Below are 14773 nucleotides of genomic sequence, written 5' to 3'. Positions count from 1 at the left end.
CGGGCAGATCCATTTAAGGATTTGCTATGCCTGTAATTACTATCCAACTTGAAGGAGAGCTGCACCGCCGCCTCAAGCGCCGTGCCGCTACCGCCAATCTCTCCATCTCCGCTCTCGTCCGTCCCCTGATCGAGGATGTCGCCATCGGTCGCGGCGGCTACATCTTCACCGGCCAGGATGAACTGATGGGCATCGCGATCCAGACCTATGCGCTCGTCGCGGAAATGGCAGCCGATCAGTCACCGCAATTGCTCGCGCGGGGCACGGCCAACGCCCGCCTGCTGATGCGCGACCGGGGGCTGCTCGATCCCTCCGAAGACCCGCTGGCTGATGTCGGGCGCGACGGTTTCCGTCGTGAGGAGGATGGACAATGAGCATCTTCCGCAACGACACATTGGGCTCCATGACACGCGGCGGTCAGGCCATCGTTCACAATCTGCGAATGACGATGCAGGTCATTCGTCAGACCGGCATTGCCTGCCTCATCGTCTGGGTCATGCTCACCGGCTGGGCGCTTCTGGAGTGGGTGCCGGCCTATACTCAATATCTGCTGAAGCGGATCGGGGAGGCCTGGTTTCAGGTCTATGTGGTGGGCAGCCCATCGAGCGCGATCCAGTTCGTGACGCCGGGCGGCTTTCGCTACTGGACCCGGGCCGACGCGATCCTCCAGTCCAACGCCGCCCGCAAGGCACTAGCTGAGGGACAGGAATATCTCCTCTTCTACGGCAGCGGCGCGGCGTTCATCGCGTTCGGAATCATGCTGTCCGTCTGGTATTATTTTACCAAGTCCGGTCGGCATATCGGCTCCAACCAGTTCCTGCGCGGGGCGAGCTTCGCCAAGGCGCGAGAGTTGCGGCGGCGCTTGCGGCAACTGCCCAAGGGCTGCCTCAAGGTCGGCGGCATCCAGATTCCGGCCGCCTACGAGCCGGAGCATCTGCTACTGAGCGGCGCCCCCGGGACGGGGAAGACCAACATCCTCCACGTCATGCTCGAGGGCATCCGCAAGGAGGGCAAGCGCGCGATCGTTTATGACACGGCGGGCAGCTTCGTCGAACGCTTCTACCGTCCGGGAAAGGACATCATCCTCAACCCCTTCGATAGTCGATCGTCGCAGTGGGCGCCCTGGATGGATGCCCCTATCGACTATCATTACGACCAGATCGCGGAATCGGTCGTGCCCGACAGCGGCAAGGATCCTTTCTGGGCGAAGTCGGCGCGCGGCACGCTGGTTGCGGTCATGCGCGGCCTGAAGGAGCAGAACCGGATGCTGATTTCGGTGATGCTCGACGTCATCACCCGTTCGGGGCTCAAGAGCCTGGCCGAATTTGTGGAGGGTTCCGACGGCGCGGCTTTCATTTCCCAGGAAGGGGAGAGGACATCGGCTGGTATCCAGGCCGAACTCGCGTCCGTCCTGCGCGGCTTTCGTTATCTTGACGACACGAGGGCTGGTCTCTCCATCCGCCGGTGGGTGACCAATGAGGAGGATGATGGCTGGCTGTTCATCACCGTCAAAGCCGATCAGCTTCCGACCCTGCGTCCCCTCATCACCATGTGGCTCGACATCGCCATCAACGCGATCATGAGTATGACGCCCGACCAGCAGCGACGGCTCTACTGCGTCATCGACGAGCTGCCTTCGCTGCAACGCCTGCCGTCGCTATCGGACTTCCTCGCTCGTGCCCGGAAATATGGTGGCTGCGGCATCCTGGGATTCCAGTCCTATCCGCAGCTCGAGGCGACCTATGGTCGGCAGGAGGCGGCGGCGCTGACCGGCTATTGCTCCACCTGGGTCGCGCTGCGGGCCAATGACGAGCCCACCGCACGGCATATTTCCAGCAATCTGGGACAGGTAGAGCAGGTGGAAGCCAATGAGGGCATGTCTTATGGCGTCAACGACATGCGCGACGGGGTCAGCCTCTCCCGGACCCAGGTTACGCGGCCGCTGGTGCTTCCCACCGAGATCGTGAACCTGCCCAATCTTACCGGCTATCTGCGGTTCGGGCGCGACCTTCCAGTGATTCGTTTCACTGATCGCTATCACCCCGCAAAGGCGGATCAGCCCGCATATGTCGATCGCGTAGAACAAGTGGTCCGGCTTGATCCGATAGTGTCGGACACCATCGATCCTAGCGCTGCTGACGCCCCAGGCGATGCCGAAAGTCCAGATGCAAACAACGGCCGTCATCGTCCCACGGACATACGCCTGATCGGGCAGAGAAGCGGCGCAGATGGGGGATCCATCCAGCAGCAAAGCAGGCCGAACGGGCCATTTGGGCCTGCCAATCCCGCCTGATTTTCACCCTATCGCTATCAAAAGGAATTTCTCATGCGTCGCATCACACGGAATCTCATTGCCGCTCCAAATGCCGCCAAGGAACCGTTGCCTCCGTCCGAAAGCGAGATGATCGCACCCATCAGCGTTCGTATTGCAACGGCCGTGAGGATGACCGGCATCGGGCGATCGAAGCTGTATGAGCTGATCCAGGACGGGTCGATCGAAATCGTGAAGATCGGGTCGGCCACTCTAATCCCGGTCGCCAGCCTGCATCGACTGCTCGAGCGGAACCGGCAATGATATTCGTGTGGGAATGGCGACAGTTGGGACAATTGTGACGGTCGACTTCAGACCGCGACTGCGCCGATTCCAGGCACCGCGTAGTAGCAAACTTATCGATCACAGTGCCGACAATGCTGGCGTTCGCGAGGCAAGATCGGTGCGTTGTTTGCTCATTACACTTTCCCCTCAGGAGTTGGGGCCTCCGGCAAACTCTGGGTGATTCACATAGCCGTTGTAGCACGCTGGAGCGTTATGCAGCGGCCCTCTCGCGCACAGCGTTCAAGACTTGCACGATCCGGGTGACATCTGCCTGCGGGAACAGGCCGCTGACGCCTTGATCATCAAAGTCCGTAAACGGGCTTTCATAGAGGCGGCGCGGGTCCATCGCGCCGCGCTCGGTCAGATAGTCGATGATCAGATTGATGAACTCGATCTGATTGGCGCTGTGGTTTTGCGCCGCCAGGAAATCGCCGAAGGCGGACTTCGCCGCTTCACGGTCAAGGCCAACCAACGAACGGACAAACAGGCCAAGCCCGCCCTGCTCCTGCAACAAGGCAAAATCGTCGTCTGACGCGTCCGCCTCATCGCGCAAAATCCGCTCCAGCTCGGCCAAGTCTTTCGGGGTAAGCTGCTCGTTACGCCGGAGTTTTTGGATCGTAATGTGATCGGCGTGGGATCTCAGGAAATGGCGCACCTTCATCTGAAAGCGCGCCTTATCGGTGCCCACACTCACGTCCGGCAACGCTATGGCCGCGCCTTCGCCAATCTCGTCCTCAAAGTCAGTGTAAACAATCTGTCGTTCGTCGCCTTCGATCAGCTTGACGAGCGAGCGCAAACGGCGGCGCATCTGCTCCAGCGTCCAGGCATCGATGTCCTGCCAGTATTCGTCGGTCTGCACTTCCAGGATGAGCTGCATCTCGGCGGCGACCATGGGCACATTGCCCAGCTCTTCGAGCTTCCCGGCGAGCGCCACGACCTTTTCCTTGCACCGGGAGAAGTTCGCATCGTTTTGCAGGAGAGAAAGCTGGCCGCTCAGAACAATATAATCGAACTGCTTCGCAGCGATGTCGTTATCGACCAGCGCCGTGGGAAGCCCCGCGACCTCGTGGATCAGGGTGTTCTGGTCCTCGCCGCTGAAACGATCCCACGCTTCGCGCTGCTGGAACTGCTCAACGGCGCGGCGTTTGGCGCGTACGAGAAAATTATTGAGACTCATGCCGCTGACTTCATCGAATAGCCGCCCCCGAATATCGGAATTGAGCTGAGCTAGTCCGCCCTCCTGCTCCGCCTCCGGCAATTCCTGGAGATGCGAGGCAATCGCCACGCGCGCGGCGAAAAGACGCTGGCTGAGCGACTCGCCCACTGGGCTATCGACGACTTTGGGATTCTGGTTGAAGAACTCGAAGTTCTGACAGAAATCGAAAATGTTGAAGGTTTCTTTGTGCCGCCCCGGACCGAACAGTTCGTGACGCAAGCGCGTTCCGCGCCCGATCATCTGCCAGAACTTCGTCCGAGAGCGCACAATCTTGAAAAAGACGAGATTCAGCACTTCCGGCACGTCGATGCCAGTATCCAGCATATCGACCGAGATCGCGATGTGCGGCGATTTTTCAGGGTCGGAGAAATCATCGATCAGCGATTGGGCATACTCGGTCTTGAAATCGATCACGCGGGCGAACTGACCGGCCAAATGCGGATAGTTGGCATCGAACCGCTTCGCGATGAACTGAGCATGATCGTGGTTTTTGGCGAAGATGATGGACTTGCCCAGCCGGTCGCCTTCGGCAACCTTGAGGCCGTGCGTCATCAGGTGCTTGAGCACCTTATCAACCGTGTCCTCGTTGAAGAGCCATTGGTTGACCGCGCCGGGCTCGATGTCACCTGAGGGGAGTTTGTCCTCCCACTCCAGCATGTCCCATTTCTCTTTGTCCTCTTCGGACAGCTCTTCGTACTTGATGCCCTCGCGCACGAATTTGAGCGGCACGGAAACGACGCTGGGCGGAACGAGGAATCCGTCGGCCACAGCTTCATCCAGCTCATAGGCATCCGTCGGGACACCCGTTTCAAGCTCGAAGAGTTTATAGGTATCGCGGTCGCTCTCATCGCGCGGCGTGGCGGTGAGGCCGACGAGCAGGCTGTCGAAATATTCGAAGATCGCGCCATATTTCCGGTAGATCGAGCGGTGTGCCTCGTCGATCACGATCAGGTCGAAATGCCCCGGTCCATACTTGCGTTGGCCGTTTTGCATCTCGTCGATGAGATTCATCATCGTAGGATATGTGGCCACGCATACGCGCGCGCCGTTGTGATCGTTCTTTTTCGGATCGTGTTTTTCGATCAGGTTCGCGCTCGGCGCGGATGACAGGTGCGCCTTGAAATTGTTGTGCGCCTGTTTGACCAGCGCCACGCGATCGGCCAGGAACAGCACGCGCTTGCACCAATTTGCGCGCATGAGTTGGTCGATCAGGGCGATGACGGTGCGGGTCTTGCCGGAACCTGTAGCCATGACCAGCAGCGCCTTTCGCTGATAATCTTTTTCGAGCACCTCTCCGACGCGGCGTATTGCCCGTGTCTGGTAATAGCGCTCGACGATGTTTGGATCGATGCTTACGCTGGAAAGCGCGCGACGCGTTGATTTGCGCTGCCGCCACAGTTGCAGCTCATCCTTTTTCAGAAAGCCATGCACCTGTCGGGGCGGATAGCGCGTATCGTCCCACTGCCAATGTTCGTACCCGTTTGAATAGAAGATCAGCGGGCGCACGCCGAATTCTGCCTCAAGGCAATCGGCATAAAGCTTTGCCTGTTGCTGACCCACACGCGGGTCACGCTTGGTACGCTTGGCTTCAACTAGCGCCAGCGGTTTCCCGTCATCGCCCCAAAGCACATAATCGACGAAGCCCTGCTCGGCTTGGTTGGGCATACCCTTGACCGGATATTCGCGGTCACGTTCCTGATCGAGAAGCCAACCGGCCTCCGCCAGCAACAAGTCGATGAAGGCATCGCGGGTTTTCTCTTCGTTATAATCGTGCTTGTCCTCGGCCTTCTGGTTCGCGGCCTTGATCGCGGCGATTTCAGCTTGAAGGATTTTCAGCTCGGCATCGAGCGCAAGGCGATCTTCCTCGCTCTTGATCCGCGCGGCCTGTGCCTCGGCCAAAGCCTTGGTGGAATCCTCGCTCTCCTTGGCCAAAGCCTGCAATTTGGCGAGCGTCGAAGCCTCGACCTGCACGGCTTTCGGCAGCGCCTCGGCATTGAAGGCAATCGCCGCGTCCGGCTTTGCCCCGCGCCCATAGGTGCGCACCAGCCAATAGGAGAAATGAAACAGCTCGCGCACCGCCGTAACGGCGTGCTGCACCGGCACGGCGCGCACTTCATGCACCGCCTTGTTGCCGAAATCCTTGATAATGCGCGCCTTGGTGACGAGTGCATTGCCGACCAGCGCGCGGAACGTCCCTTCATGGATCAGCGCCGAAAGCGCCGTGTCATAGGGCGATCGCAAATTGCGGTCGTTTTCGTACATCCACTTGACCGCGCTTTCGAGGGCGAGACGCGCATAGAAACACGCGCCGCGCGGATCGGCGAGAGCCGCCACTTCTGCCTTCCGAGCCAGCTCATAGACTGGAGAAAATTCAGATTTCAGGAAGGCGAACTGACTCATTGACCGACCCCGTAGATGTTATCGGCGCTGAGCCGGTCCGTAAGGTATGGCGCGAAACCTGTAAGAATGACTGACACAGCGATCAGGTCGCGCAGTTCCATTTCTCTAATTTGCGTTGCTGGCGTTCCGGCGTGGCGGATGCCGGGAAACTGGTTGGAAAATTTATAGACGCTCTTCGCGGCCTCTTTGAGCTGAACGTGAGGCCATGTTCCTACCTGCTCGCAAATCTGACCGAGCGTGTTACTCGTAACATTAGGTGCGATCTGGCCGATAGCTTCCAGTAAATTTGCTTGGCGGGAAATGCAGGCTTTGATGCGCGCAGGCGTCGCACCAGCCTTCAAATCGCGAAACGCTTCCTCAAAATCTCCCATGATCCCATGCAAATGAGCGTCGGCGCTGGTGGTGGTTCTCAACTGACTTATCAGTTGGGTGAAGACCCCCGAAATCGTGGGATGAAGCGAAAAAGGACGACGAAGATCGTAGCGAAGATTGTACTTTTCTATGAAAGATTCGACTAGATTGACGTAGCGATTTGAAAGCGTGTCGCCGCCAATGTCGTCAATCCGCTCAAAAGCTTTTTCTAACGCCTTTACAGCCTCGGCTTCCGTCTGGAGTGTGGCTTGCAATCCTTCGCGCAACCATCTCCGAACATCTTCCGACTCAGCGGTTATCGCTTTTTCATAGGCAAGGCGTTCGCGATTGTACGATTCTAACGCTAGTTGATATTCCTCGGCGACGGCAATCTCAGCCGGATCGCCCATCTTACCGTCAGCATCAAACACTGTCGGTTCTGCCGGAGCTGCGGGCGGACGCGGCTTTGGCATCAACGCCTGATACAGCTCAGCAAACAGCTCGACAGGCGCGTTTTTGGTTTCGGCCAAGCGAACCCAAATGTCGCTCCACACATACGGCCATGCTGTCTTGAGGTCGCCGCGCATCGCTACAGCTCCCCTCGAAAAGCACGATGTTGGAGAGAACGAAAAAGAGTTTCAAAACACCGATCTGCTACCGAAAGTGACGATATCACCGGGTCCAAACTTGTAATCGCCTTTTCAAATTCCATCTGCCTCTCAATATGAACCTTGGGCATTGGAATCGACCCCAGGCCTTCGGTGTTGATATTGAATTGACCTGCAGACGTCTTCGACCGCTCCTTCAAAGCCCTTTTTCCTTGCGGATGACTGAGATAAGCTTGAAGAAACCATGAGTTTAGGAGTTTAGGATTTGGACGAGCGCGAATTAGATATGACGCATACGCCCATCCACTCTCCTCCGCTCCAAAGGCGTTAGCCTTAGCAAGCGTAAACACGGCACTGCGGCCAACATAATCAGGATTTCCATTTGTTCTGACAAAAAGAACGTCACCATCAACAAGTCTGAGGCGATTAAATTCAGCGTCACTTAATGGTACGAATTTCAAGTCCGTTGCATCTATGCAGCCTCCAACGACATTTGGAATGCGCAGTGTCGGATGACCGCCTCCCTCACTTGCCTTGTTAGAGGTTCCATATCGGAATTCTTCGACAAGTTCTCCGAGTGCAGTTCTGTCTAGGGAGCTGAGTTCAGCCTCAAACATCTCTTGAAAGATGGCTTGGCTGAGTTGATTAAGGCGGGCGATGGAGCGCTGGCGCTTGCGAAATAGCTCATCCGCCTGATCCAAGATCGCTGCAATCCGTTTCTGCTCTTCAATCGCCGGGAGAGGAATTTTTCCTTCTTTTAGATACTTGAAGTGGCGGCTGTACCCTGCATCGGGAATATGGATGCGCTGCAATGCGTAGTAGAGATAGCGCTCATCAACAGCCTGTTTAGGCCGCAAGACCTTCGTTCCATCTGCCCCTAAGCAAAACGGGAAATCGATAAATTTGAAACATTTAGTGTGGTCACCAAAGATTATGACGGGTAGCTCGGCTCTGCACACACGAGCTGCATCATTGGTATATCCACCGATCAGGCTTTGCCCTTGATCGACGATTGGGAATTTTCCCGCTGGGAGATAGTCGCTTTGAAGCGTTTTGGTGTTGCCGCCTGTCTCGTCTGACACCAAGTCTCTAAAATCAATTTCTGGCCACGCGCTCATCCCAGCATTGCCTCCAGCTTGGTTAGGCCATCACTGATTTCCACTTCGAGCTGGCGCAGCTCCTTGATGATGTCGGAAGGACTGTCGTGTGTGACTTCCGCATGCTCGACTTCTTTGTAGCGGTTGAGCGAGAGATCATAGGTGCCGGTGGCGGCGATATCGGCCTTCGGCACGCAGAAGCTTTGCGCCGTGCGCGGATTTTCCAGTTCACCCTCTTCCCGGCGCAGCCAGCGCGCCAGAGCATCAGGCAGATTGTTCTTGGCGTGATCTGCATCATTCATCGGCGATGCGGGCAACACGCCCAGCTTGGCCTCATCGAGCAGCGCCGTGCGCTTGTCATCGAGCGAGAAGCCATCGGCCTGGAGATCATAGAACCACACATTCTCCGTCCCGCCCACGCCGGTCTTGGTGAAGAACAGGATGGCAGTGGACACGCCCGCATATGGGCGGAACACGCCGGAAGGTAGTTTCACCACGCCCTCAAGCTTGTGCTTTTCGACCAGCATTTCGCGCAATGACTGGTGCGCTTTGGACGAGCCGAACAGCACACCGTCGGGCACGATCACGGCCGCCCGTCCGCCGGTCTTGAGCAGACGAATGAAGAGCGCGAGGAACAGAAGCTCGGTTTTCTTAGTCTTGACGATCTGCTGGAGGTCTTTGGCTGTGACCTCATAATCCAGCGATCCCGCGAACGGCGGGTTTGCCAGGATCAGCGAGTAGCGTCCGGCATCACTGTCATGCTCCTGCGCTAAGCTGTCGCGATAGCTGATATCCGGGTTATCGACGCCGTGCAGCGTCATGTTCATGTTTCCGATACGAAGCATGGTCGGGTCGAAATCGAACCCGTGGAACATGTTGCCGTGGAAGTGCTTGCGGAGCTTTTCATCACGAAAGAGCTGTGGGTGATTATCGCGGAGATATTCCCCAGCCGCGACCAAGAAGCCGCAAGTGCCAGCGGCGGGATCGCAAATCACATCGTCGGGCGTCGGGCGGGTCATTTCGACCATTAGTTGGATGATGTGGCGTGGGGTACGGAACTGGCCGTTCGTGCCCGCGCTCGCGATCTTGCCGAGCATATATTCGTAGAGGTCGCCCTTCGTGTCGCGATCCTCCATTGGAATTTTGTCGAGCATATCGACGGTCTTGGCCAGAAGCGCGGCGTTGCTGAAACCAAGCCGCGCATCCTTCATGTGCTGGCCGTAGCTGGAGCCTTCCTCGCCAAGCTGACGCAGAAAGGGGAAAACGTGTTCCGCCACCACGTCCATCATCTCGCGGGCTTCGAAATTCTTGAAGCGCGACCAGCGAAGATCGGCGTAGGCGCGGCCCTTCTCGTCCTGTCCTTCTGGGAAAATCCTACGCTCAATGGCGATGCCGAGCGCCGCCGCCTTGTTCTCCTCAAGCGTGTGGAGGTCATCCAACCGCTTGATGAACAAGAGGTACGTGATCTGCTCAATCACCGAGAGCGGATTGGACACGCCGCCAGACCAGAAGGCGTTCCAGATTTGATCGACCTGATTGCGGATTTCCCCGGTGAGCATCTTACTTTTTCAATCCCTTTGATCCGCTATCCAACTTTGCCTTGGCGACATATTCCCGCATGAATTCCCGGATGACCTGCGCGGCAGGACGGTCCTGCCCGTGACAGGTTTCCAAGAATTCATCGCGAAGGGCTTTTTCAACGCGAATGCGAAGCCCGGAATCTTTCCCCGACATGGCCGTGAGTGTAGCCAATGGATACACAAACTGAAAGGCCTATTTGGGATTGGTATTTTAAGAATCCAGTCCGCGCAGGAGAGGCGGCGGCGAGTATCAAATTACGAGGCCACACGTTTTGACGGCAAGCCCACAGGCGCGCCGCATGACGCCGGCCACCTCCCGACTCTACCGAGGTCAGCAGCGCCAACTTTTCAAGGAGAGGTGGGCACGGTTGGTAGAAGAACCGTTGCTAAAATGAGCCGGCAGGACTCGAATTTGTGCCGATTTGGCTCCAAATTTTTTTGGGGGCTTATCCGGGGGCTTTTGTCGCCCACATGCGAAAATTATTCTTTATATTGAGAGTATTAGGACAACTTTATGAGTCCCGTAAGCGCACCATCAGTCCTCATTTGAAACCTATCAGTCTTCCGACTTCTTCCCGGTGTGACACGATCACAACCGGCAATCGGTCGTTCCCGACATCATAGAAAATCCCCGACGCAGAAATCTGCGAAGGAGTCTCTATCCCGGAGGGACGACGCCCGTTCGCGGTCAACCAGATCGTCCACAAGAGCAACGATCGCCTTGAACACGACGTCGAGCTCTGTGTGAAGTGCAAGATCCCATCGTCATCACGTCGCTGGGATCGTGACTTGACGTCAACGAGGCGATCACGGGATATGGCGGGATCGCCCTCCACGACGTCATTAACGACGTTTCGCGCGCAAGGCGATAGATAAAGCGTGGAGCGACCGGCCTCATAGGGGTCGCGGCTGGCGCGGGCGGGCCATGCTGTCACCGTTCGCGCTCCTGCGCGAAATACGAACCTGGTTCGATGGACCGCTGGTGCTGTCGGGAGCGATTACGCACGGAGCGTCGATCCTTGCGGCCCAAGCCTCCGGGGCAGACCTGGCATATGTGGGATCGACATTCATCGCGACCGACAAGGCTACGGCCACCCCCGATTACAAGCAGATGATCGTCGATAGCTCGGCGGCAGATATCTTGTACACGAACGCGATCACTGGGGTCCACGGCAATTACCTGATCCCTTCGCTCATTCGGGCTGGCTTCGATCCGGAAAGCATGCCGGTGGGCAACCCCAGGGATATGAACTTCCAGAGCGGCGGGAACATGGAAGCCAAAGCGTGGCGCAACATCGGGGGATGCGGCCAGGTCTAGGCATCATCGATGAAGTGACGACGACTGCCACCCTGCAAGCCAGAACCTCCGGGTAGCGCGAATCCTATGGCGAAATTTTGCGATGAACCGAACAAGATCAACTTTTATTCAGGTTGCTACTTCCGATAGGCAATAGGTTTGGCGTCATGCTCATTATTATCCGCCATAATTGTTTGGAAAATAAGGATATTATGGAATTTTTTGCGGAGTCTGCTGGACCTTGCAGCGCTGGGTTCGTGCGCTGGACCTTGCGGGCCATAGACCTTCAAGGGCGGCACGTCGCTTTCCAAGGCATATGATATCGTCCAGCGCTTCTCTCACGCTTGGTCATCATGGATGATTGCATGTCCCCGGACAGGACAAGATGGGACCGTGTCTCGCCCGACGAGATTGCCTGCCGAACTCCATTTCGTTGTGAGAAGAACTACCCCCTTGCTTTATCATTAATCTGTTCATTACGCGCACCGAATGCGCGAGGAATGGAGGCAATTTGTATTCGGTGACGGAACATTGATTATATGAAACGTTTCATTGCGTTTGATGGATTGCCCGAGTAAGGTTGCAAGAAAGGCAAACCTAATCGATGAACTATGGCGTGCGGAGTAGCCCATGGCATAGGATTCGTCCGATGTCACACCCGCTCAAAGAAGGTGGAAGATGTGGAAGATGAAGTGCTATTTGCTGGGGAATGTCGTGGTAACCGAGCCGGAACGCTTTAGCGAATATCTCGCGCAGGTTCCCCGGATCATCGCCCAATATGGCGGGCGATATGTTGTTCGTGGCGGTGCGGTGCATCCGCTTGAGGGCGACCTTGGCATCAAGCGGGTTATCCTGATCGAATTTGACTCGCGAGAGGCGGCAGATCGTTTTTACGATAGCGAGGAATATGCGCCGCTGAAAAAGCTGCGGATGGAAGCGGCGCAATCACAGATTATGTTCGTTGACGCTATTGGCGGGGATTATGCCGTTGGGCCAGATGGTGATATCAACAATGCTGTGCACCTGAGCGGCCCGGCGTCGCGAAGAGAATGACTTCGAGGACTGCGCCAAGGCTAAATTTAAAAAATGAAACGTTTCAATAAATGCTTGCACGCCCTTGTCCAACGCACTAGATATCCCGGCGTCCAGACTCGTTGAAGGATGGTTTCGGAACCTTCGACGGAACAGAAAATGGAGATTCTTCACGTGCCCGAGGCCAAATTTTTTCAGGATGTGGTCCGCGAACGTTATTCTGCTCGAACCTATCTTCCCGATCCCGTCCCACAGGAAACGATCCGGGCGGTGCTCGAGGATGCGCAAACCGCGCCGTCCAATGCCAATATCCAGCCCTGGGAAACACACATCGTCTCGGGGAAGGCGCGTGACGAGTTAAGCAGTGCGATGCTCGCCGATGAACTGGAAGGAAAGCTGTCGCCAGACTATCCCTTTGGTTATGATGAGCTTTACGGCGCCTATAGTGAGCGTCAGATCAAGCAGGCATCGGAATATTACCAGTCAATTGGGGTTCCGCGCGAAGCGAAAGACCTGCGCCGTGTGGAATTTCTCCGCAATCTGGACTTTTTCGGGGCTCCGCACGTCTGTCTCCTATTCATGCCGCCATTTTATGATAGCGTCCGCATCGCGGGAGATGTCGGCATGTATGGCCAGACATTTTTGCTTTCGCTGACCGCGCACGGTCTCCAAGGATGCCCACAGACCCTGCTCGGCTTTTTCGCCGGTACCGTCCGCAAGGTACTCGACATCGATCCCAAGATGAAGATGTTGTTTGGAATTTCGTTCGGTTATCCCGATCTGAATTCGAACGGCAGTAAATACCGCATAGGTAGAGCACCGATTGGGGAAAATGTCGTTTTCCATAATTAATGCCCGGCGCATCCAAACGCCAAAAATTGGGGCAATTAATTCTGTTCGGATGCAGCATTTAGGCTGGGAGGGAGATCGAAATGAAATATGATATCCGTTTGTTGACGAAGGCCGCCGACGATCTGCTCCGGACGGTCACCAATCCGCGCCATCGCAAGATCCTCATCAATTACCGCCGTCACGCGATGTGGGAAGTATGCGGTATGTATGAGGAAATATGCGCGCCCGATTCGATGGTCGAAGATCCCAAATATCTCATGTATGTGGGTGGTTTCCCGATCGAATATCATGGCATGGATCGGGTCAAGGCACTCTACAAATCGATGGTCGAGATCAACGCCAGCGTCATGCACTTCGAAAATGAGGTGCTACGTGTCGATGACAACGGCTTTTCGAGCCGAGCGACCTTCCAGATATTCATGCCGGGCAAGGTGGCGCTGCATTTCGGTGCTTCGGTTGGTGTTGATGACATGGATGAGATCTTCATTCAGACGAGCGACCGTATCATGGTGTGGGATTATGCGGAGGACAGCCGCCTGATCGGCGAGAATATCTGGGTCGGCGGCGGCACCTTCCGCAAATGTCCCCCGGAGGAGGTGATCTCCAGGGAAGAGTGCATTGAAAAGCTGATGCCGCTGCTCGACAAGGTTCCGGAACCGGGGATGTCCTGACGGCGGTCAGTGACCGAGCGCATCGACGGGGACAGAATGGATGGCAGAGGAAAAAACGCGCGCGCTGGTTCGGCAATTTGTCGACCATCTCGAAGCCCAGCGTTTCGAACAGGCCTATCGCCTTTTGAACCGCGACGGACGGTTCGTAATGATCGGGGATACGCCCGCTTCGGGGGTATATGAGGGGCTGGAGGATATCTTCGCCCGGCTCGCGCCCAAGCTGGCGGGATTCACACAATTGCCGATGATAAAAGTCTCCGACATCCTGATCGACGGAGACAGAGCCTTTATACGCGCGGTGGGCGCTGGAGCGGGCGCCTATGGCCCCTATCACCAGCCCTATTATGGCTATTTCCTGCGTGTCGAGGGGGAAGGGTTGGCCGAAATCGTTGAATATCTTGACACCGTTCAGCTTGAGATCGCGCTTTACGGCAAGAAGCTGGTGCCTGCGGAGACACCCGGGAAAGCGTGACTGGCTCCCAGGCGCAGGTCGGTTTGCGATCGGACCGGGCCGGGCGTTTCACTGACATGAGGAGGGCGAGGCAATGTCCGCGTCAGGCGAGAAGACACGCGCGTTGATCGAGAAATTCATCGAGCATAACCAGGCCGGTCGTTTTGAGGAATGTTATCGCATGCTCAACCCGGATGCGCGCTATACCCTTATTGGCAAGACCAGGGCGTCCGGTACCTATATCGGTCCGGACGATGTCTTCGCACGGCTGGCGCCGTTGCTGTCGAACTTCACTGAGCGTCCGCGCATGCAGTTTTCCCACATTCTTGTGGATGGCAACCAGGCGTTTCTTCGCGCTTCTGGCGAGGGATGCGGTCTGTACGGGCGCTATGAGCAGCCCTTTTACGGCTTCTATTTCCGCGTGGAAAACGGAGGCTTTGCCGAGATGATCGAATATCTTGATCCCCTTCAACTCGAAATTTCGCTGTTCGGGAAGGAACTGGTCGACGCGAAAGCCGGCAAGGCGTCTCTTCGCGCAACATAAAAATGAAACGTTTCATTGACAGCCTGTGAACGGTTGGATATGATTGATCCTGCGATGGGCGGATTGACTTCCGCCCGC

General features: G+C 56.5%; 13 protein-coding genes. 9 read left to right on the top strand and 4 right to left on the bottom strand.

Translation table 11 applies throughout. The features are described 5' to 3' along the window. Positions 1-26: 26 nt before the first annotated feature. Genes HHL26_RS15410 through HHL26_RS15400 form a run of 3 tightly spaced genes read left to right on the top strand, consistent with a single transcriptional unit; the run spans position 27 to position 2575 of the window. Positions 27-374 (top strand): CopG family transcriptional regulator, encoded by a 348-nt coding sequence (locus tag HHL26_RS15410; protein ID WP_169576154.1) that lies wholly within the window; start codon positions 27-29, stop codon positions 372-374. Continuing rightward, positions 371-2293, top strand: coding sequence for a type IV secretion system DNA-binding domain-containing protein (locus tag HHL26_RS15405; protein WP_169576153.1), 1923 nt, complete (start codon positions 371-373; stop codon positions 2291-2293). The genes HHL26_RS15410 and HHL26_RS15405 overlap by 4 nt, the downstream gene beginning before the upstream one ends. 33 nt (positions 2294-2326) lie before the next feature. Next, positions 2327-2575, top strand: a complete 249-nt coding sequence (locus HHL26_RS15400) for a helix-turn-helix domain-containing protein (RefSeq protein ID WP_346765589.1) — start codon at positions 2327-2329, stop codon at positions 2573-2575. 232 nt (positions 2576-2807) lie between these two features. Here the strand turns inward: HHL26_RS15400 and HHL26_RS15395 are convergent, their stop codons facing one another. The 4 genes from HHL26_RS15395 to HHL26_RS15380 are packed head-to-tail and all read right to left on the bottom strand — an operon-like array spanning position 2808 to position 9827. After that, complete coding sequence (locus HHL26_RS15395; RefSeq protein WP_169576152.1) at positions 2808-6212, bottom strand: DEAD/DEAH box helicase family protein; 3405 nt, start codon at positions 6210-6212, stop codon at positions 2808-2810. Further along, positions 6209-7150: a hypothetical protein gene (locus tag HHL26_RS15390; RefSeq protein WP_169576151.1), complete on the bottom strand. Its 942-nt coding sequence runs from the start codon at positions 7148-7150 to the stop codon at positions 6209-6211. Before HHL26_RS15390 ends, HHL26_RS15395 begins: the two co-directional genes overlap by 4 nt. Before the next feature lie 2 nt (positions 7151-7152). Further along, positions 7153-8289 carry a restriction endonuclease subunit S gene (locus HHL26_RS15385; protein ID WP_169576150.1) on the bottom strand — a complete coding sequence of 379 codons (1137 nt, stop codon included), beginning with the start codon at positions 8287-8289 and terminating at the stop codon, positions 7153-7155. Next, entirely contained in the window at positions 8286-9827 is a 1542-nt protein-coding gene (locus tag HHL26_RS15380; protein WP_169576149.1) for a class I SAM-dependent DNA methyltransferase, read from the bottom strand. Before HHL26_RS15380 ends, HHL26_RS15385 begins: the two co-directional genes overlap by 4 nt. A 946-nt stretch (positions 9828-10773) precedes the next feature. Here HHL26_RS15380 and HHL26_RS24600 point away from each other — a divergent pair. The 6 genes from HHL26_RS24600 to HHL26_RS15350 all read left to right on the top strand — a co-directional run bounded on the left by HHL26_RS24600 (position 10774) and on the right by HHL26_RS15350 (position 14695). Then, positions 10774-11166 carry a nitronate monooxygenase gene (locus HHL26_RS24600; RefSeq protein ID WP_066559641.1) on the top strand — a complete coding sequence of 131 codons (393 nt, stop codon included), beginning with the start codon at positions 10774-10776 and terminating at the stop codon, positions 11164-11166. A gap of 657 nt (positions 11167-11823) precedes the next feature. Next, the gene (locus tag HHL26_RS15370) at positions 11824-12198 is read left to right on the top strand and encodes a DUF1330 domain-containing protein (RefSeq protein WP_066559633.1); all 375 of its coding nucleotides are present in this window, start codon (positions 11824-11826) and stop codon (positions 12196-12198) included. A 138-nt stretch (positions 12199-12336) separates the two neighbouring features. Beyond that, entirely contained in the window at positions 12337-13029 is a 693-nt protein-coding gene (locus HHL26_RS15365; protein ID WP_066561929.1) for a nitroreductase, read from the top strand. A gap of 80 nt (positions 13030-13109) precedes the next feature. Then, on the top strand, positions 13110-13700 hold the full coding sequence (locus tag HHL26_RS15360; protein ID WP_066559631.1) for a hypothetical protein: 591 nt from the start codon (positions 13110-13112) through the stop codon (positions 13698-13700). Between the two features lie 40 nt (positions 13701-13740). Next, entirely contained in the window at positions 13741-14172 is a 432-nt protein-coding gene (locus tag HHL26_RS15355; RefSeq protein ID WP_066559627.1) for a hypothetical protein, read from the top strand. A 73-nt stretch (positions 14173-14245) separates the two neighbouring features. After that, positions 14246-14695: a hypothetical protein gene (locus tag HHL26_RS15350; RefSeq protein ID WP_066559625.1), complete on the top strand. Its 450-nt coding sequence runs from the start codon at positions 14246-14248 to the stop codon at positions 14693-14695. Positions 14696-14773 lie beyond the last annotated feature (78 nt).

The sequence above is a fragment of the Sphingobium sp. TB-6 genome (assembly GCF_012927365.1).
GTDB lineage: Bacteria > Pseudomonadota > Alphaproteobacteria > Sphingomonadales > Sphingomonadaceae > Sphingobium.
The sequence above is the reverse complement of the archived record's forward strand: the minus strand, read 5'-3'. Positions and strand labels throughout refer to the sequence as shown.

Coding starts and splice junctions, on each gene's coding strand:
- HHL26_RS15410 (WP_169576154.1), top strand. CDS start 27: ATGCCTGTAATTACTATCCAACTTGAAGGAGAGCTGCACCGCCGCCTC.
- HHL26_RS15405 (WP_169576153.1), top strand. CDS start 371: ATGAGCATCTTCCGCAACGACACATTGGGCTCCATGACACGCGGCGGT.
- HHL26_RS15400 (WP_346765589.1), top strand. CDS start 2,327: ATGCGTCGCATCACACGGAATCTCATTGCCGCTCCAAATGCCGCCAAG.
- HHL26_RS15395 (WP_169576152.1), bottom strand. CDS start 6,212: ATGAGTCAGTTCGCCTTCCTGAAATCTGAATTTTCTCCAGTCTATGAG.
- HHL26_RS15390 (WP_169576151.1), bottom strand. CDS start 7,150: ATGCGCGGCGACCTCAAGACAGCATGGCCGTATGTGTGGAGCGACATT.
- HHL26_RS15385 (WP_169576150.1), bottom strand. CDS start 8,289: ATGAGCGCGTGGCCAGAAATTGATTTTAGAGACTTGGTGTCAGACGAG.
- HHL26_RS15380 (WP_169576149.1), bottom strand. CDS start 9,827: ATGCTCACCGGGGAAATCCGCAATCAGGTCGATCAAATCTGGAACGCC.
- HHL26_RS24600 (WP_066559641.1), top strand. CDS start 10,774: ATGCTGTCACCGTTCGCGCTCCTGCGCGAAATACGAACCTGGTTCGAT.
- HHL26_RS15370 (WP_066559633.1), top strand. CDS start 11,824: ATGTGGAAGATGAAGTGCTATTTGCTGGGGAATGTCGTGGTAACCGAG.
- HHL26_RS15365 (WP_066561929.1), top strand. CDS start 12,337: ATGGAGATTCTTCACGTGCCCGAGGCCAAATTTTTTCAGGATGTGGTC.
- HHL26_RS15360 (WP_066559631.1), top strand. CDS start 13,110: ATGAAATATGATATCCGTTTGTTGACGAAGGCCGCCGACGATCTGCTC.
- HHL26_RS15355 (WP_066559627.1), top strand. CDS start 13,741: ATGGCAGAGGAAAAAACGCGCGCGCTGGTTCGGCAATTTGTCGACCAT.
- HHL26_RS15350 (WP_066559625.1), top strand. CDS start 14,246: ATGTCCGCGTCAGGCGAGAAGACACGCGCGTTGATCGAGAAATTCATC.